The 17,940-nt window shown below is 71.6% G+C and carries 16 protein-coding genes and 1 tRNA gene; 9 read left to right on the top strand and 8 right to left on the bottom strand.

Features of this window, described 5'->3' with window-relative positions:
- Positions 1-269: 269 nt before the first annotated feature.
- Positions 270-1,799 (bottom strand): MFS transporter, encoded by a 1,530-nt coding sequence (locus tag AQJ11_RS26825; RefSeq protein ID WP_107120879.1) that lies wholly within the window; start codon positions 1,797-1,799, stop codon positions 270-272.
- A gap of 62 nt (positions 1,800-1,861) precedes the next feature.
- Here AQJ11_RS26825 and AQJ11_RS26820 point away from each other — a divergent pair, with 62 nt between their 5' ends.
- A complete protein-coding gene (locus tag AQJ11_RS26820) occupies positions 1,862-2,845 on the top strand; it encodes a helix-turn-helix transcriptional regulator (RefSeq protein ID WP_208616621.1) in 984 nt (327 codons plus the stop codon).
- A 79-nt stretch (positions 2,846-2,924) separates the two neighbouring features.
- On the opposite strand, the gene AQJ11_RS26815 is transcribed toward AQJ11_RS26820, so the two are convergent.
- Together AQJ11_RS26815 and AQJ11_RS26810 are read right to left on the bottom strand one after the other, a co-directional pair.
- Positions 2,925-3,533, bottom strand: coding sequence for a TetR/AcrR family transcriptional regulator (locus tag AQJ11_RS26815; RefSeq protein WP_059264653.1), 609 nt, complete (start codon positions 3,531-3,533; stop codon positions 2,925-2,927).
- A 511-nt stretch (positions 3,534-4,044) separates the two neighbouring features.
- Positions 4,045-5,043: a sigma-70 family RNA polymerase sigma factor gene (locus AQJ11_RS26810; protein WP_059264652.1), complete on the bottom strand. Its 999-nt coding sequence runs from the start codon at positions 5,041-5,043 to the stop codon at positions 4,045-4,047.
- A gap of 218 nt (positions 5,044-5,261) precedes the next feature.
- Here AQJ11_RS26810 and AQJ11_RS26805 point away from each other — a divergent pair, with 218 nt between their 5' ends.
- Complete coding sequence (locus AQJ11_RS26805) at positions 5,262-5,780, top strand: GNAT family N-acetyltransferase (RefSeq protein WP_059264651.1); 519 nt, start codon at positions 5,262-5,264, stop codon at positions 5,778-5,780.
- A gap of 86 nt (positions 5,781-5,866) precedes the next feature.
- On the opposite strand, the gene AQJ11_RS26800 is transcribed toward AQJ11_RS26805, so the two are convergent.
- Positions 5,867-6,658 (bottom strand): dioxygenase family protein, encoded by a 792-nt coding sequence (locus tag AQJ11_RS26800; RefSeq protein WP_059264650.1) that lies wholly within the window; start codon positions 6,656-6,658, stop codon positions 5,867-5,869.
- A 104-nt stretch (positions 6,659-6,762) separates the two neighbouring features.
- Here AQJ11_RS26800 and AQJ11_RS26795 point away from each other — a divergent pair, with 104 nt between their 5' ends.
- Complete coding sequence (locus AQJ11_RS26795) at positions 6,763-7,275, top strand: MarR family winged helix-turn-helix transcriptional regulator (protein WP_014673274.1); 513 nt, start codon at positions 6,763-6,765, stop codon at positions 7,273-7,275.
- Between the two features lie 40 nt (positions 7,276-7,315).
- Here AQJ11_RS26795 and AQJ11_RS26790 read toward each other — a convergent pair whose 3' ends face one another.
- Positions 7,316-8,854: an MFS transporter gene (locus AQJ11_RS26790; RefSeq protein ID WP_059264786.1), complete on the bottom strand. Its 1,539-nt coding sequence runs from the start codon at positions 8,852-8,854 to the stop codon at positions 7,316-7,318.
- 290 nt (positions 8,855-9,144) lie between these two features.
- Positions 9,145-9,792: a TetR/AcrR family transcriptional regulator gene (locus AQJ11_RS26785; RefSeq protein ID WP_014673277.1), complete on the bottom strand. Its 648-nt coding sequence runs from the start codon at positions 9,790-9,792 to the stop codon at positions 9,145-9,147.
- 430 nt (positions 9,793-10,222) lie between these two features.
- Here AQJ11_RS26785 and AQJ11_RS26780 point away from each other — a divergent pair, with 430 nt between their 5' ends.
- From AQJ11_RS26780 to AQJ11_RS26770, 3 genes are all read left to right on the top strand, one after another.
- Positions 10,223-11,539 carry a M6 family metalloprotease domain-containing protein gene (locus AQJ11_RS26780; protein WP_059264649.1) on the top strand — a complete coding sequence of 439 codons (1,317 nt, stop codon included), beginning with the start codon at positions 10,223-10,225 and terminating at the stop codon, positions 11,537-11,539.
- Between the two features lie 127 nt (positions 11,540-11,666).
- Entirely contained in the window at positions 11,667-13,334 is a 1,668-nt protein-coding gene (locus tag AQJ11_RS26775) for an IclR family transcriptional regulator domain-containing protein (RefSeq protein WP_059264648.1), read from the top strand.
- Positions 13,335-13,378: 44 nt separating this feature from the next.
- Positions 13,379-13,451 (top strand) — tRNA-Arg (locus AQJ11_RS26770).
- A 190-nt stretch (positions 13,452-13,641) separates the two neighbouring features.
- Here the strand turns inward: AQJ11_RS26770 and AQJ11_RS26765 are convergent.
- Positions 13,642-14,547, bottom strand: coding sequence for a helix-turn-helix transcriptional regulator (locus AQJ11_RS26765; protein ID WP_059264647.1), 906 nt, complete (start codon positions 14,545-14,547; stop codon positions 13,642-13,644).
- Positions 14,548-14,705: 158 nt separating this feature from the next.
- Here AQJ11_RS26765 and AQJ11_RS26760 point away from each other — a divergent pair, with 158 nt between their 5' ends.
- From AQJ11_RS26760 to AQJ11_RS26750, 3 genes are read left to right on the top strand one after another with little or no spacing between them, the layout of a single operon-like run.
- The gene (locus AQJ11_RS26760) at positions 14,706-15,488 is read left to right on the top strand and encodes an SDR family oxidoreductase (RefSeq protein ID WP_059264646.1); all 783 of its coding nucleotides are present in this window, start codon (positions 14,706-14,708) and stop codon (positions 15,486-15,488) included.
- A gap of 43 nt (positions 15,489-15,531) precedes the next feature.
- On the top strand, positions 15,532-16,443 hold the full coding sequence (locus AQJ11_RS26755) for an SDR family NAD(P)-dependent oxidoreductase (RefSeq protein ID WP_059264645.1): 912 nt from the start codon (positions 15,532-15,534) through the stop codon (positions 16,441-16,443).
- Between the two features lie 29 nt (positions 16,444-16,472).
- Positions 16,473-16,703: a tautomerase family protein gene (locus tag AQJ11_RS26750; RefSeq protein ID WP_059264644.1), complete on the top strand. Its 231-nt coding sequence runs from the start codon at positions 16,473-16,475 to the stop codon at positions 16,701-16,703.
- Positions 16,704-16,982: 279 nt separating this feature from the next.
- Here the strand turns inward: AQJ11_RS26750 and AQJ11_RS26745 are convergent, their stop codons facing one another.
- A complete protein-coding gene (locus AQJ11_RS26745; RefSeq protein WP_059264643.1) occupies positions 16,983-17,834 on the bottom strand; it encodes a helix-turn-helix transcriptional regulator in 852 nt (283 codons plus the stop codon).
- Positions 17,835-17,940: the final 106 nt, after the last annotated feature.

Below are 17,940 nucleotides of genomic sequence, written 5' to 3'. Positions count from 1 at the left end.
TCGCCTCCGCCTCAATGTCCGACCGATGTCCGACGCCGGTGTCCGCGCCGATGTCCGACCGTTTCCGGGTCATGCCCGAACGTGTGGTTTCAGCGGCAGGCTACGCCCGCATTTCCGGAAAGTAAACAGATTCGGGCCCGGGATGGGCATGAACGGACTCCCGGGCGGCTCCGGGCGGCTTCCGGTAGGCGTCCGGCGAACCTCCGGCGCGGTCCGGGCAGCGCGGAGGCCCGGCACCGAACCGGTACCGGGCCTCGCGTCGTGCCTGGTCAGTGCGCCAGCGCGGGTTCCTTCTCCCCGGCCGGCGCCTCCTCGGCCCCGCCCTCCACATGCTGGGCCGGTCGCTTCGGCAAGGCGGACATCAGCAGGAGGATCACGGCCATGATCCCGGCGACCCACCACAGCGCGTACTGGAAGGCGTGCACGAAGGCCGGACCGACCTGGGCCCGGGTCAGCCGGTCGCCGATCTGCCCGAAGAAGACCACCGACACCAGCCCCAGCCCCAGCGCGTTGCCCATCTGCTGCACGGTGTTGATGAGCCCGGACGCGGAACCGGCGTGCTCGCGCGGCACCTCCGAGAGCACCGCGTCGGTCAGCGGGGCGACGATCAGCCCCATGCCGATGCCCATCACGACCAGCGGCAGGGCCATCTGCCAGGAGGCGATGGCGAGGCCGTAGTGGCGGGCCTCCCACAGGTACAGCAGCACGCCCGCGCCCATCACCAGCGCGCCCGCCTGGAGCACCTTCCGCCCGAACCGCGGGACCAGTTGCTGCACCGACAGCCCGGCCGCCGCGGACACGGCGATCGAGAACGGCACCCCGGTCAGCCCGGCCCGCAGCGGGCTCCAGCCCAGGCCGATCTGCATGTACAGCGTCCAGACCAGGAAGAAGATGCCGAGCGCGACCCCGAAGACGGTCTGCACGGCGATGCCCGCGGCGAAACTCTTCACCCGGAAGAGGGACAGTTCGACGAGCGGGGAACCGTCCCTGGCGGCCTTCCGTTTCTCGTACGACACCAGCGCCGCGAAGACGGCGAGCGCGCCGGCCATGCACAGGTACCCCCACAGCGGCCAGCCCAGCTCGCGCCCGCGGGTGAGCGGATAGAGCAGCATCAGCAGGCCCAGCGTGACCAGGGCGACGCCGACGAGATCCAGCTTCAGCGCCTTGGGGGCCTTGGACTCGGAGATGAACCGGCGGCCCAGCAGCCAGGCCAGGACGCCGACAGGGAGGTTGATGAGGAAGATGGGCCGCCATTCGAGGCCGAACAGGTTCCACTCCGTCAGCAGTGCGCCGAGCAGCGGGCCGGAGACCGCGCCGAGGCCGACGATCGCGCCGAACAGACCGAAGACCTTGCCGCGTTCGTGGGCCGGGAAGGTGGCGTGCACGATCGACAGCACCTGCGGCACCATCAGCGCCGCCATGCCGCCCTGGAGGATGCGGGAGGCGACCAGCATCTCCGGGTTCACGGCGAAGCCGCACAGGGCCGAGGCGAGCGTGAAGCCGCCGATACCGATGAGGAACAGCCGCTTGCGGCCATGGATGTCGCCGAGCCGCCCGCCGGTGATCAGGCCCGCTGCGAAGGCGAGGGCGTAGCCGGCGGTTATCCACTGGATCTGGCTGACCGAGGCGCCCGCGCTGCGCTGGATGGACGGGATGGCGATGTTGACGATCGTCACGTCCACCAGGTCCATGAAGGCCGCGGTCATGACGATGGCCAGGGCAAGCCAGCGGGAGCGGTCGGCGGTCGGTGCGCGCAGTTCTCCGCGCCCTTGCGCGGTGGTGCTGTCGTTCGGGGTCATGGAGCGACCGTAGGACCGCATTAGGTCAGACCGCGTCCTATTTTTCCGGCATGCTCGCCTGCATGACGACCGATACTCCGGCCCGGCTGTTCCAGCTCCTCTCGCTCCTCCAGACGCCCCGAGAGTGGCCCGGCGGTGAGCTGGCCGAGCGGCTCGGGGTGTCGCGGCGGACCGTGCGGCGGGACGTCGACCGGCTGCGGGAACTGGGTTATCCGGTGCGGGCGACGAAGGGCGTGGACGGCGGGTACCGGCTGGTGGCGGGCAAGGCGATGCCTCCGCTGGTGCTGGACGACGAGGAGGCGGTCGCCATCGCGGTGGGGCTGCGGGCCGGTGCCGGGCACGCCGTGGAGGGGGTGGACGAGGCGTCCGTGCGGGCCCTGGCGAAGCTGGAGCAGGTGCTGCCCTCCCGGCTGCGCCACCGGGTGTCCACGCTCCAGGCCGCGACCACACCGCTCACCAGCGGGGACGGACCGAGCATCGCCCCGGAGACGCTGACCGTGATGGCGTCGACGGTGGCCGGGCGGGAGCGGCTGCGGTTCGCCTACCGCGACAAGGACGGCAGCGCGTCCCGGCGGCTGACCGAGCCGCACCGGCTGGTGTCGACGGGCCGGCGCTGGTACCTGGTCGCGTACGACCTCGACCGGGCGGACTGGCGCACCTTCCGGGTCGACCGGGTGAGCGAGCCGTTCGCGACCGGAGTCCGGTTCGCGCCCCGGGAGTTGCCGACGGGGAGCGCCGCCGAGTTCCTGCGGCAGTCGATCCAGCGACGGCAGGAGACGTACGCGTTCGAGGTGCGGTTCGCCGCGTCGGCGGACCGGGTGTCCGGGCGCCTGCCGCGGTGGCTCGGGGTGCCCGAGGACGACGGTTCGGGCGGCTGTGTGCTGCGGGGCACCACCGGCGATCCCCTGGAGTGGCTGGCGGTACGGCTGGTGATGGCCGGTTACGAGTTCGCGGTGCGCGGGCCCGGGGAACTGGGGGAGTGCGTGCGGGAGTTGGGGGGCCGGTTGAGCAGGGCGGCGGGGGCCGACGCCGACGGGAGGGTGTAGGGCCGTCGCACCGTGGTCCGGGGCGCCTGCCTCCCCTTCCACCTTCCCTGGGGCACCTCACCTCTGTCCGGAGGTCATCTCACCGCCCCGCACCCCGGCTCCCGCTCTCGCCCCACTCGAAGGACCGGAGGGCGCGCAGGTTCTGAAGGGCCAGGGCTGCCGGGCCGTCCGGGCCGGTGGGTGGGGTCGTCGTGGCGGCCCAGGACTCCACGGCCACGCGCACGGCGGCACCGGCCACGGCCGCGGCGAAGCGGAGGTGCGGGGTGAGCGGGGCCGGACCCCCCGCCGCCTCGGCTCGCCTCATCAGGATCTCCGCCAGCGCCCCCTCCGACGTCTGGCACACCTCCGCCCACACCTTGCGCAGGGCCGGGCTGGTGTCGGCGAGGCGGACCAGGGTGCGGAGCCATTCCCAGGACGCGGCCGAGACGCCGAGGCCAGGGGTGAGGGTGTGCTGGACGGCGTGTTCCAGGGCCTCGGGGAGGTTCAGATGCGCCGGGGCCGTACGGACCGCCTCGGCCCAGCGCTGGGCGCCGGCCGCGTAGAGGGGGGCCACCGCCTCTTCCTTGGTGGCGAAATAGCGGTAGAAGGTGCGCGGTGCGATGCCCGCGGCCTGGGCGATGTCCTCCGCGCGGGTGGACCGCAGGCCGCGCTGGACGAAGAGGGCTGCCGCCGCCCGGGCGATCTCCATTCGTGTCTCGGCCTTCCTGCGTTCGGTGAGGGACACCGGTGCGGAGGCGGAAAACGGCTGGTGGGCGGCGCTGGGGGTGGTGCTCATCCCGGCAGGCTATGCCTGTGTGGCAGAATCTGCCATCCGGCGGTCCACCCCGGGGTTCAGGTACGGGGTGGGCCGCCTTTCCAGCAGGTCAGGGCCGGACACGGCCTCATTGGCCCCCGGGCCCCTGGCCTCCCGTGGCCCCTCACGAGAAGAAGCCGGACTCCGGCGCCCGGGGGGGGAGGGGCGCCGAAGTCCGGCTCGGGGAGGTCCCGGCGCCGGGGGGGGATTGCGACGGGACGTGGTTCACGTGGGCCGGCCGGGTGGGGTCGGCCGGGGCTGTGCGGTGGGGTGGGGAGTGCGGTTCCCGGGCCCGCTCCTGGGCCCGGAAGGGTTGTTCCCTCGGGCCCAGCGGTTGAAGCGATGGGACCACGCCATGTTTGCGCCGTCTTTCGCCACCGGGTGTGCGCCCCGTGCACCCCCTGCGTCACGCCGCCGCGTCGAAACCGGTCTGGCGGGCCAGCTTCTTCAGCTCCAGCAGCGCGTGCTTCTCGATCTGCCGGATCCGCTCACGGGTGAGCCCGTGCTCCTTGCCGACCTCGGTCAGGGTGCGCTCGCGGCCGTCCTCGATGCCGTACCGCATCTTGATGATGGAGGCCGTGCGCTGGTCCAGGCGGCCGATCAGGTCGTCCAGCTCCTCGCTGCGCAGCAGGGTCATGACCGACTGCTCGGGAGAGACCGCCGAGGTGTCCTCCAGCAGGTCGCCGAACTGGGTCTCGCCCTCGTCGTCCACCGCCATGTTCAGCGAGACCGGGTCGCGGGACCAGTCGAGGACGTCCGTGACGCGCTCCGGCGTCGAGCCCAGCTCCGCGGCGATCTCGGCCGGCTCCGGCTCGCGGCCGTGCTCGCGGTTGAACTCGCGCTGCACGCGGCGGATGCGGCCCAGCTCCTCCACCAGGTGGACGGGGAGCCGGATCGTGCGGGACTGGTCGGCGATCGACCGGGTGATGGCCTGCCGGATCCACCAGGTGGCGTACGTCGAGAACTTGAAGCCCTTGCGGTAGTCGAACTTCTCCACGGCGCGCACCAGGCCGGCGTTGCCCTCCTGGATCAGGTCGAGCAGCGGCAGACCGCTGCGCGGGTAGCGCCGGGCGACCGCGACGACCAGGCGGAGGTTGGAGCGGATGAAGACGTCCTTGGCCCGCTCACCGGCGGCGACCAGGGCCTCCAGCTCCTCGCGGGTGGCGTCCGTCTTGGACTCCTCCTCGCCGTCGAGGACCTGCCGCGCGAACACACCCGCCTCGATGGTCTGGGACAGCTCGACCTCCTTGGCGGCGTCGAGCAGCGGCGTACGCGCGATCTCGTCGAGGTACATGCCGACCAGGTCGCGGTCTGCGATCTCGCCGCCATGAGCGCGAACACTGCTTGCCGAGTCGGCCGTCTCGCCGGTGGCGGACTTACGACGGGCGACGGCACGGGTTGCCATGCGTGCTCCCTTGCGATGGTGGGCTGGCGGGTGGTCCTGGCGAACGCTCGGCACTGACGGGGGAGTCTCTGGGACTCGCTCACTCGCTCTCGCTCCGAGACTCTCTCCGAGTGCCCTGCATCCGTGGGAAACAACGACTGGAATCCGGACAGAATTCCCAACCCGCCCCCCAACTTTTCTGATCATGCAGTACCCTGTCCGCCACGCTGGGAGGCGAGATGCGGTCGGAACCCACTGAGACGCAGGTCAGACCAGGAATCGAGGCAGACCTCGACACCCTCACGGCGATCTACAACCACTATGTGCGTGAGACGGCCATCACATTCGATACCGCGGTCTTCACCCCGGAAGAGCGCCGCCCTTGGCTGCTCTCCCACCCGGAAGACGGCCCGCACCGGCTGATGGTTGCCACGGACGCGGAGTCACAGGAGATTCTGGGGTACGCCACATCCAGCCCTTACCGGCCGAAGCCGGCGTACGCGACGTCCGTGGAGACCTCGGTGTACGTCGCCCCCGACTCCGGCCGCCGCGGGATCGGCACGCTGCTCTACGGCGCCCTGTTCGACGCCCTGGCCGGGGAGGACGTGCACCGCGCCTACGCGGGCATCGCCCAGCCGAACGAGGCCTCCACCCGGCTCCACGAGCGCTTCGGCTTCGCGTACGTGGGCACGTACCGCGAGGTGGGTCGCAAGTTCGGCCGCTACTGGGACGTGGCCTGGTACGAGAAGCCCCTCTAGCCCACCTCTGGCCCACCTCTAGCCCAGCCGGGCCGCAGCGGACCGGACCTCGCCTCGGACCGGGCCGTCGCGGCCCGGCCCCCGCCTCATCCGAACTGCACCGACCGCTTCGCCATTCCCATCCAGAACCCGTCGATGACGGACTTCTGCGCGTCCAGCTCGCCGCCTGCCTCCGCCGCGCCCATGGTCACGAAGAGCGGGGCGAAGTGCTCGGTGCGCGGATGGGCGTAGCGGCCGGCCGGGGCCTTGTTCAGGAAGTCGAGCAGCGCGTCCCAGTCGCGGGTCTCCAGGGCCCGCCTCCCCCAGTCGTCGAACTCGGAGGACCAGCTCGGCACGCCCCGGCCGGCGTACCGCAGGGCGGCCAGGTTGTGGGTGAAGAAGCCGGAGCCGACGATCAGCACGCCCTCGTCGCGCAGGGGGGCGAGCTTGCGGCCGATGTCCATCAGGCGCACCGGGTCGAGGGTGGGCAGGGAGATCTGGAGGACGGGGATGTCGGCGTCCGGGAACATCTCGACGAGGGGGACGTACGCGCCGTGGTCAAGGCCGCGGTCGGGGATGTCCTGGACGGGGATGCCGGGGGCGCGCAGCAGCTTGCGGACGGACTCGGCGAGCGCGGGGGCGCCGGGGGCGGCGTACCGCACCTGGTAGTAGTGCTCGGGGAAGCCCCAGAAGTCGTAGACGAGCGGGACGGTCTCGACCGCGCCGAGGGCCAGCGGGGCCTCCTCCCAGTGCGCGGACACCATGAGGATCGCCTTGGGCCGGGGCAGGCCGGCGGACCAGGCGGCGAGCTGGCCGGGCCAGACGGGGTCGTCGGCGAGCGGCGGGGCACCGTGGCTGAGGTACAGCGCGGGCATGCGCTCCTGGGCGGTGGCGGACATCGCGGCGGCTCCCGGTGATCCAGATGCTTTAACTCTCAAGTTCTCACGGAAACTCTACGCCTGACTTGTTCAAGTTTCAAGGAGCTGGCTCGTACAGTGGGGATATGAACACGGCACCGGACCCCGCCGCCGCGCGGCACCGCTGGCTCACCGACGAGGAACAGCGCATCTGGCGCGCCTACCTGCACGCCACCACCCTGCTGGAGGACCACCTCGACCGGCAGCTCCAGCGCGACGCGGGCATGCCGCACATCTACTACGGCCTCCTCGTCGGCCTCGCCGAGGCGCCGCGCCGCCGGCTCCGGATGACCGAACTGGCCATGAAGGCCAAGATCACCCGCTCCCGGCTCTCGCACGCCATCGCCCGGCTGGAGAAGAACGGCTGGGTACGCCGTGAGGACTGTCCTTCCGACAAGCGCGGCCAGTTCGCCGTCCTCACCGACGCGGGCTACGAGGTGCTGCGGCGCACCGCGCCCGGCCATGTCACCGCCGTGCGGCAGGCGCTGTTCGACCGGCTGAGCCCGGAACAGCAGAAGGCCCTCGGCGAGATCATGGAGATCGTCGCCGAGGGCCTCCAGCCCAACGAAGCGGGTGCGGACCTGCCCTGGCTCCGCTAGTCAGCCGGTCAGCGCAAGGCGGGTCGGTCCGTACGGCCGGTCAGTGGGCCACCACCGGGACCGGCACCTCGTCCTCGACACCCGAGCCGGAGGCCACCGGGTTGGAACCGGGACGGCCGGCGTTGACGAAGGTGAAGGCGATCAGGGCGGCGGCGGCCAGGATGCCGACGGCGAACCAGATCGCGGTGCTGTAGCCGTGCACCTGGCCCTGGAGCATCACCAGCTGCTGCTGCGGCTTGGAAGCGGCACCGGCGATGTGGTCCTTGATGTACGAGGTGGTCGCCGAGGCCGCGATGGTGTTCAGCAGGGCCGTGCCGATCGCGCCGCCCACCTGCTGCGAGGTGTTGACCATCGCGGAGGCGACACCGGCGTCCCGGGGCTCGACGCCCTGGGTGGCCAGGGACATCGCCGGCATGAACGCCGTACCCATGCCGAGGCCGAGCAGCACCATCGCGGGCAGCAGCAGGGCGCCGTAGGAGGAGTCGATCTCCAGCTGGGTCAGCAGCAGCATGCCGATCGCGGCGACCAGGAAGCCGGGGCCCATCAGCAGGCGGGCCGGGACGCGGGTCATCAGCCGGGTGCCGATCTGGGTGGAGCCGGTGATCATGCCGGCCACCATCGGCAGGAAGGCGAAGCCGGTCTTGACCGGCGAGTAGCCCTTCACGACCTGGAGGTAGTAGGTCAGGAAGAGGAACAGGCCGAACATGCCGATGATCGCGAGACCGAGGGACAGGTAGATGCCGCCGCGGTTGCGGTCGGTCACCACGCGCAGCGGCAGCAGCGGGGCCTTGACCTTGGACTCCACGATCGCGAACGCGACCAGCAGCACCACGGAGGCGACGAACATCGACACGGTCACCGCGTCGCCCCAGCCGTCGGACTCGGCGCGGGTGAAGCCGTAGACGAGCGCGACCAGACCGAGGGTGGACAGCAGGACGCCCGGGATGTCGAGCGGGTTGCGGTTGCGCCCGCCCTCCGGCTCACGGATGACGAAGTAGGCGCCGGCCGCGGCGACCACGGCGAACGGGACGTTCACGAAGAAGGTCCAGCGCCAGTCCAGGTACTCGGTGAGGAAACCGCCGAGGATCAGGCCGACGGCACCGCCACCGCCCGCGATGGCGCCGTAGATGCCGAACGCCTTGGCGCGCTCCTTGGCGTCGGTGAACATCACCGCGAGCAGGGACAGCGCGGCCGGGGCGAGCAGTGCGCCGAAGACGCCCTGGAGGGCGCGGGCGCCGAACATCATCGCGCCGGTGGTGGCGGCACCGCCGAGCGCGGAGGCGGCGGCGAAACCGGCGAGGCCGAGCACGAAGGCGCGCTTGCGGCCCCACAGGTCGGCGATCCGGCCGCCGAAGAGCAGCAGGCCGCCGAAGGCGAGGGCGTAGGCCGTGACGACCCACTGCCGGTTGCCGTCGGATATGCCGAGGTCAGTCTGGGCGGAGGGAAGGGCGATGTTCACGATGGTGGCGTCGAGGACGACCATCAGCTGGGCGAGCGCGATGAACACGAGCGCCTTCCAGCGGTTGGCGTCACCGCTCGGAGCGGCGGCGCCGGGAGCCTTGAGGGCTGCTTCGGACATGGAGATACCCACTTCGGGACTTCGTGACGGAGAAGTTCGGGACTTCGTGAAGGAGGAGGTCACGGCTTCGTGACGGAGACGGTCGGGACTTCGGGACGGAGAGGGCCGGGACTTCGTGAAGGAGACGGTGACGAAAGGCGTGACGGAAAAATGACGAGAAAACGGAGTACGGCGGAAAGATGAAGAGGCCGTGCTACGGACGGTGGACCGGCCGTTCCACGCAAGGTGGACCGGCCGTTACTCGGAAGGCGGACTGGGTACGGGAGCTGAACTGATCGGTCGGTCGTCGGTCAGCAGTCGCGCAGCTCCCTGATCTCGACGGCCCGGCCCGGCAGGGCGGAGCGGGCGGGTGCCCGCAGACCGTCGAGGAACAGTTGCAGATGACGGTGGACGAAGCGGTCGCCGCGCATGCAGTCCGTGCCGGCCGGGGGCCGGCTCAGCTGGGCCACGACGATCATCAGATCGCCGACCCCGACGTCCGGCCGGAGCTGCCCGGCCACCTTGGCCCGGCCCATGACCTCCTCGACCAGTTGCTCCACGCGCTCGCGGGAGGCCTCCAGGTCGGGGTGGTGCTGGTCGAAGGTGCTGGACACCATGGGACACAGCGCACTGATCCGCTCGTCGGCGGCGGTGTGCACGAACCGCTCCAGGGCGGCGAAGGCGTCCCCGGTCTCCGCGAGGGCCAGTTCGGCCGCCTCGGCCGTACGGTCCATGACGGAGCAGACGACCTCACGGACGAGGGCGTCACGGTCGGGGAAGTTGCGGTACACCGTGGCATTGCCGACGCCGGCCCGGCGGGCGATCTCGTCCAGCGGCACGTCCGGACCGTGCTCGACGAACATCTCCCGGGCGGCGGTGACGATCCGCTCCCGGTTGCGCAGGGCATCGGCGCGCGGCCGGGGCGCCTTGCGCACGGAGGGGGCGGTCGTGGCGGTCACGGTGAACTCCTCGGGTCGGTCGGGGGTGCGGCACGGCGGTGTGCCGTGGTGCAAGTGGCGCATCCTGTGACTCGGCGATTCGGCGATTCGGCGACCAGGCGGCTGGGCGACTCATCGGTTCGCCGACTCGACGACTCGGCGACGAGCACTCGACGGTGAGCGTTCGCGCGCCGGGCGCGATCCGGGGAACCGGTCCCCGTTTCGATCGAACACAGGGCTAAACGGGGAAACCCTCCCCGGTTATTTCCCGCCAACCGAAAGAAGCGATGTGACCTGAGACACAATCACCGTCCCCTGGGATTCACCCCGCTGCGGCCCCGCTTTCCCACGATCGGTCTCCTCCAGCGCGCGCCCACCGCCCCGCCGACACAGGGTGAGCGCAAGGGTGCAGCCGGAGACCGGCGGCTGCCGTGGCGCGAAAGGTCCCTGCATGCAGCCGCAGCCGCAGCCCCGCCCCCGCCCCCGCCCCCGCATACGCCCGCGCCGGGTTGCCGCCCTGTCGATGGTGACCGCACTGACCCTCGCGGTCAGCACCTCGGCCGGGACCGGGAACCTCACGGCGCCCCCCTCCGCCGCCGGGCCCGACGACCTGGCCCGCAACTCCGCGCTCGTACCCTGCATGATCCGCGGCGGTCTGGACGTGCAGATGACCGAGGGCCTGCCCACCCCGTCCGGCTACTCCCGCGCCACCGGCACCGTCCGCGCCCTGACCCTGATGGTGGACTTCCCCGACGCACCCGGACCGGGCAGCGCGATGGACCGCTTCCACGAGTTCTTCCCGCAGACCCAGGAGTGGTTCCGCACCGCGTCGTACGGCCGTCTCGACTACCGCCCCGAGACCCCCGTCACCACCTGGCTGCGCATGCCGAAGACCTTCCAGGCGTACGGCATAGAGCGCGGCGCGCCCTTCGACCCCGGCTACCGGAACCTGGTCCAGGACATCGTGGCCGCCGCCGACCCGACGGTGGACTTCCGCGACTACGACCTGCTGAACGTGCTCATCACCCCGAACGCCGGCCCCTCCGCCCTGGACACCGTGCTGTCCGTGACCTTCGCCGGGAACGACGACGCCCCGGTCGCCGACGGCGTCCGCATCTCCAACGCCTCCTTCGTCTACTCCCGCCAGGACGACGGCTCCGGCTCCTACTCCCGCACCGGCTACCGGGTGCTGCCGCACGAGAACGGCCACACCTTCGGCCTGCCCGACCTGTACACCCAGGCGGGCGGGGGCGCGGTCGGGCACTGGGACATCATGAGCGAGGACTGGGGCGCCAACAACGACCTGCTGGGCTGGCACAAGTGGAAGCTGGGCTGGCTGGACGGCGGCCAGGTCGGCTGCGCGGCGGCGCGGGGCAGCACCGAGTACACCCTGTCCCCGCTGTACCGGCCGGGCGGCGGAAAGCTGGTCCTGGTGCCGGTCACCCCGGGCAGCACCTACGCGCTGGAGGTCCGGGCGCAGGGCGGCAACGACGAGGCGGTGTGCCGCCCGGGACTGCTCATCTACAAGGTCGACGGCAGCGTCGACACCGGCCGCGGCCCGGTCACCGTCTACGACAGCCACCGCCAGAGCGGCGGCTGCACCCGCAGCCCCAACGTGCACGCCGAACTCTCCGACGCGCCCTTCGCCCCCGGCGAGACCTTCAAGGACCCCCGCCACGGCATCACCGTCCAGGTCCTGAAGACGGACGAGGAGGGCAACTACCGGGTGCGGATCACGAGGGGGGCGGGGGCGGGAGTGGGGGCGTGAGGGTGGGGGCGTGAGGGCTGGAAGCCGGCACGCGCCCTGCTCGGGTCCGGCCGACTCGGGTCCGGCCGACAGGGGTTTACCGTAGGCGTGCCCCCATGCCCCGATGGGATGCCGTACCGGAGAGACGATGCCCGCCATGACCGCAGTGGATGCCGATGCCCGCGCCGGGGCCGGGACGCCGGGGGAGGCGGTCGGGCCGTTGGTGCGCGGAGTCGCGGTGCTACGGCGGCTCACCGAGGCGGGCGGCACGCTCAGCCCGAGCGCGCTGGAACGGGCCACCGGCCTCGCCCGCTCCACGGTGGACCGGATCACCGGCACCCTCGGCCGCATGGGCTACGTCCGCCTCGACGGCCGGGACGTCGTCCTCACCCCTCGCGTGATGGAGCTGGGCAACGCCTACTTGGCCGCCCTGCGCCTGCCCGCGCTGCTCGACGCGCGCGCCGACGCCCTCGCCGACGAACTGGACGAGTCGGTGTCGCTCGCGGTGGCCGACCTCGACGGCATCCGCTTCATCCACCAGGCCACCCGCCGCCGCGCGCTGTCCGTCAGCTTCCGCATCGGCGACCTGCTGCCGGCCGAACGCACCGCGCCGGGCGCGCTGTTCGCGACGGAGTGGACGGAACCGGACTGGACCCGCTGGCGGGAACGCCGGGCAGAGGACGCACAGGACGCGTCCTTCCCAGCGGTACCGCCCAGAGCGGAGCCGACGAACGACTACTCCTCCACCTCCTCCTCCAAGCCCTCCTCTCCCGGCTCCTGCGCGGACTCCTTCACGGAACGGGTGGAGCGGGCGCGCCGGGACGGCTGGGCCGTGGACGACCAGTTGATCGAGCCGGGCCTGGTCGCGGTGTCCGTACCGGTACGGGATCCCGGCACCGGCCGCGTGGCCTGCGTGGCGAGCGTGGTCAGCCACACCAGCCGGCACTCCGCGGCGGACCTGCGCACCAGCCTGCTGCCCCGGCTGCGTACGGCGGTGCGGGCGATGGAGACGGACCTGCGCACCGCACCCGCGCCCGAGCCGGGTCCGGCACCGGCCGGCCTGGCGACCTGGACCACGGCGTCCAAGCACGAACTCGGCCGGGACTTCGTGGAGTCGCTGGCCCGGGGTCTGACGGTGCTGACGGCGTTCGGCGAGGGCCGCTCGGCGCTGTCCCTGACGGAGGTGGCCCGTGCGACCGGCCTGTCCCGGGCCACCGCACGCCGGGCGCTGCTCACCCACGAGCACCTGGGCCTGGTGACGGCCCGCCCCGACCGCACCTTCGCCCTCACCCCGCGGGTCCTGGACCTCGGCTTCCCGCCCCTGTCCCGCACGACACTCCCCCGCCTGGCCGAACCGCACCTGCGGGCCCTGGCGGACGCGGTACGGGAACCGACGGCACTGGCGGTGCTGACGAGCGACGGCAAGGAGATCCAGTACACGGCCGGGGCGGGCACTAGCCGGGTCCTGACCGTACGGATCGCCGTGGGCACGCGGCTGCCGGCCACCGCGACCTCCCTGGGCCGCGTCCTCCTGGCGGACAGCGCCGCTCCCCTGTCCCCGACGCTCACCGAGGTCCGCTCCCAGGGCTACGCCCTGGTCGACGAGGAACTGGAATCGGGCCTGCGGTCCATCGCCGTACCGGTACGGGACCGCACGGGCCGGACGGTGGCCGCCCTGAACGTCTCCACCCACGCGGCACGGCGCACCCTGCGGGATGTCGTCGCCGATCTCCTGCCCGCCCTGCACACGACGGCGGCCCGCATCCAGCAAGACCTCCACACCGCATCCCGCTTCACCCACGTCCCCCCGTCCTGATCCGGTACCCTGTGGACCGAGCGCCCACCAGGACGCCCACCCACGCCTTCGTAGCTCAGGGGATAGAGCACCGCTCTCCTAAAGCGGGTGTCGCAGGTTCGAATCCTGCCGGGGGCACAACGCGTTACCGCTCTGACCTGGGGTTTCTCCCCCAGGGAGGGCGCCTACTCGGCCTCGGGCTCCTCGTCCGGGGCCGTTTGCGTGAGCGGGCGTGCGTCGTCGTGAGTCCCGGGCCGGAAACCGCCTGTGCTGGGAGAGGGCCGCCACGTCTTGATCGGACAGCCCCTGGCGTCCTCCGAGGCGCGGGTCAGCGCTGCCTTCCTGATTCCGCCGCGGACAACCCCTGCGGTGCCCTGCCCTCGGGGACGCTCAGGTCCTGGGTTCCTATGACGGAGAGCAGTTCCAGTTGCTCGGCTCCCCGGCTTCCGGGCGGCGCGGTGAACCACAGCAGGCGTTGGCGTCCGTCCTCGCTGAGAAGGTTGTAGCAGTCGAGTTCGATGACGCCGAGTGTGGGGTGGACGATCTTCTTGTGGTCCTTGCGGCGCACCGCGACGTCGTGGGTGTCCCAGAGGGCTGCGAACTCCGGGCTACGGCGGCGTAGCACGGCGATCATCCTCGTGACCTCCGCGTCCCGGCCGCGGCGGGCGGCTGCTGCCTGGAGGTCGGCCACGAACACCCGGGAGTGGTGCGGGTGGTCCTCGACCGGGTACCTCTCGCGGGTCTGCGGGTCGGTGAACCAGCGGTACACGAAGCTCGCCGCCGGTCCGCGGTGTGCCGGGGACTTGCCGAGCAGGTTCCGGGCCAGGTCGTTTTCCACCAGGGTTTCGTGCAGGTCGGTGATGACGCGCGCGGGGGTGTTGGACAGCCGGTCCAACAGTCCGAGGAGCGCGGGCTGCACGTGTGCCGACGGTCCGTGTGCCGACGGGGGGACAGGCCGCTCGGCCAGGTGGAACAGGTGGTCGCGCTCGTCGACGTTCAGGCGCAGGGCTCGGGCGAGGGCGGCCAGGGTCTGGGCCGAGGGCTGCACCCCGTTCTTCGCGCTGCCGCGTTCCAGCTCGGTGTAGTAGTCGGCCGACAGCCCTGCCAGCTGGGCGACTTCCTCGCGGCGCAGCCCCGGGACGCGTCGGCGCGGGCCTTGGGGGAGACCGGCCTCGGCGGGGCGGATGCGGTCGCGGCGTGTCCTGAGGAAGGCGCCGAGTTCGGGAAGGTTCACCCCTTCATGGTCGCTCGCGTGCCAGGCCGTAGCCAGGGGGTGGCATCCCCTGGGTAAACGCAGCCCTGGCTAGGGATGGGGGACCGGCCGAGCGTGGAGGACGCAGCAGGGCGACGGCGAGACCGCGGCCCGACCCATATCCACCACAGGAGTCAGCCATGTCTATTCCCGCTTCCCCCGACGGGATCGCTGCCCCGGCCCAGCCCTCCGTCCCGCCCCGGGTCGCGATCGTCACGGGCGGCTCGCGCGGCATCGGCCGCCGGACCGTCGGCCGGCTGGCCGCCGACGGGTACGCCGTCGTGGTCGGCTATGCCGGCAACCAGGACGAGGCCGAAGCAGCCGTGAAGGAGGCGGTCACCGGTGGTGTCCGGGCGATCGCAGTGCGCGCCGACGTCGCCGACGAGCACGCCGTCGCGGCTCTGTTCGACGCGGCCGAGGCGGAGTTCGGCGGTGTCGACGTCGTCGTGCACGCGGCCGGGCGGGCACACATGGCGCCGATCGCCGAGCTGGACCTGGCCGTCCTGGACGACCTGCACCGCACCAACATTCGCGGCACGTTCGTCGTCGTCCAGCAGGCCGCCCGTCGGGTGCGCCGCGGCGGTGCGATTGTGACGTTCTCCACGTCCGTGGTGGGGCTGGCCTTCCCGAACTACGGCGCGTACTCCGCCAGCAAGGGTGCGGTCGAGGCGCTGACGCTGATCCTGGCCCGGGAGTTGCGGGGCCGGGACGTCACCGCCAACGCCGTCGCGCCCGGCCCCACGGCCACCGATCTGTTCCTGGACGGCAAGGACGAGGAGACCATTGCCCGCCTGGCCGCCCAGCCCCCGCTGGAGCGCCTCGGTACCCCGGCCGACATCGCCGAGGTCGTCGCGTTCCTGGCCTCCCCGGCCGGCCACTGGATCAACGGACAGGTCGTCCGCGCCAACGGCGGAATCATCTGAGCCCCGCCCGCAACCACCCCATGGATCAACGAAGGACCCTGTCATGAGGAACTACGACACCGGAAAGGTCATCCTGGTCACCGGGGCCTCCAGCGGCATCGGGGCGCTGTCCGTGCGTGCTCTGGCCCTCGCCGGTCACACCGTGTACGCGGGCATCCGCCAGATCGCGACCCGCAACGCGACCGCGGTGGCCGGCCTGGTGCGCTACGGCACCGACCACCAGGTCGACGTGCACGCCGTCGAGCTGGACGTCACCTGCCAGGACTCCGCCGACGCCGCAGCAGACCGGATCTTCGCCGAGCGCGGCCGGCTGGACGTGGTCGTGCACAACGCCGGACACATGGTCCTGGGCGCCGCCGAGGCGTTCACCGCCGAGCAACTCGCGGACCTGTACGACGTGAACGTCCTGGGTACCCAACGCGTCAACCGCGCCGCCCTGCCGAAGTTGCGTGAGCAGGGCTCGGGACTGCTGGTGTGGATCGGCAGCTCCAGCACCCGCGGCGGCTGCCCCCCGTTCCTGGCCCCGTACTTCGCAGCCAAGGCCGCGATGGACGCGCTGGCCGTCAGCTACGCCGCCGAGGTGCTCCCGTTCGGCATCGACACCGCGATCGTGGTGCCCGGTGCGTTCACCACCGGCACCAACCACTTCGCCCACGCCGGCGCCCCCGCGGACCGTGATCGTGCCGAAGCCTACGACCAGCGTCACCAACCCGTGACGGACGATCTGGGCAAGCGTCTGGCCGCGCTCATCCCTCCAGACGCCGATGTGACCGAGGTCGCTGAAGCCGTCGTGCGCTTGGTCGCGATGCCGCACGGCACCCGGCCGCTGCGCACCCACGTGGATCCCAGTCGGGACGGCAGCGAAGTCGTCTCCGCGGTCGCCGACCGCGTCCGCGCCGACTTCTTCCGCCGCATCGGACTGGACCGCCTGCTCACCGCAGGCAGCTCCTTGTAACGCCCCACTGAGAGAAGGAACGACCAGCCATGCCTTTCGCGAACTTCAAGGTCCCCGAGAAGACCCTCACCCCGAAGCAGAAGGAGGAGATCGTCACCCGCACCACCGAGCTGTACGTCGAGATCTACGGCGAGCGCGCCCGCGACAACACCATGGTGCTGGTCGAAGAAGTCGCCGACGGCGGCTGGGGCATCTCCGGCAACGTGCTGACCCTCGCCATGCTCGGTGAGGCGACACCGACCGACAACAGCGACGCCTGACCGCACCCACCGGCCGTCATTCGGCCAAGACAGCACCTTGAAACCGAGGGCCGCCGCCGATCGCACCCGGCGGCCCTCGGCTGGGCCCAGCTGGGCTGCGCGACCTGCTTTTGCGGCTGGTGCCTGAGCTAGGACACCAGGGTTTTGCCCGGGCGGGCATCCACTGCGCCGGATTCCAGGCGGAAGGTGCCGTACGGGGTGACGTCGGACCAGAACAGCGCGGTCAGGCCGCACCGGTCCTCGTAGTCGGCGATGGTGTTCGCGGTGGCCGGCTGTGCGCTACGGCATGTAGTGACTGGCCTGTGTTCCCAGGAGGTTCAGCAGGGCCAGGGCGTCGGCCCCGGGGGACCCCGACGGCGCGCTGAAGAGGACGAGGTACTGGTCACGGTCGGTGAGGGTGAGCGTGTCGCAGTCGACGGTGATCTCCCCGACGGCTGAGTGGCGGAAGGTCTTCGTGAGCATCGGCGCGGTCTGTACGTCGTGTCGCGCCCAGAGGCGGACGAAGTCAGGGCTGGCATCGCGGAGTTCGCCGACGAGACCGGTCACCGCGGGATCGCAGGGGTAGCGGGCGAGGGTGGTGCGGAGCTGCATCACGACGCTCAGCCGGAACTCGGCGGCGTCGGAGATCCCGTAGAGCGTCTCATCGGCGCGCTGCGGCCCGAGGAAGGCCCGGCGCGCGAGGTTGCGGTCCTCGGGGGCGAGCGGGGCGAAGTCCTCCATGAGCGCGGCCGCGAGGTCGTTCCATGCGAGGACCTCGCACGCGGCGGACATCACGAAGCCGGCCGTCTGCGGCAGCCGCTCCAGGAGCGCGAGGATGCTCGGGCGGACGTCGCGCCGGTGCAGTCCCGTACGGTTCGGCGCGGTGCCGGCGAGGACGTGGAGGTGGTCTGACTCCGCGTCGGTGAGCCGCAGCGCGCCGGCGATCGCGGCCAGGACGTCGCCCGAGGGGCGTGGTGCCCGGCCCTGTTCGAGGCGGATGTAGTACTCGGTGGAGATGTGCGCGAGGACCGCTGCTTCCTCGCGGCGAAGACCTGGTGTGCGCCGGCGCGGGCCGGAGGGGAGGCCGACGTCCTGTGGCCGCAGCCGCTCGCGGCGGCTGCGGAGGAACGCCCCGAGCTCCTGCTTGTCCATACGCCCAGTGTGCGCGCCGCCCGGCCGTGGATCCTGGTACAGCCTGTGCCTGTATCCGGCCGGCAGCCGGTCGGACGCTGCTGCCATGACGAACAACACGAACACC

Origin of the sequence: Streptomyces corchorusii (assembly GCF_001514055.1) — a bacterium.
Classification (GTDB): Bacteria; Actinomycetota; Actinomycetes; order Streptomycetales; family Streptomycetaceae; genus Streptomyces; species Streptomyces olivaceoviridis.
Note: the sequence above shows the minus strand (reverse complement) of the source record. Positions and strands in the feature narration are given on the sequence as shown.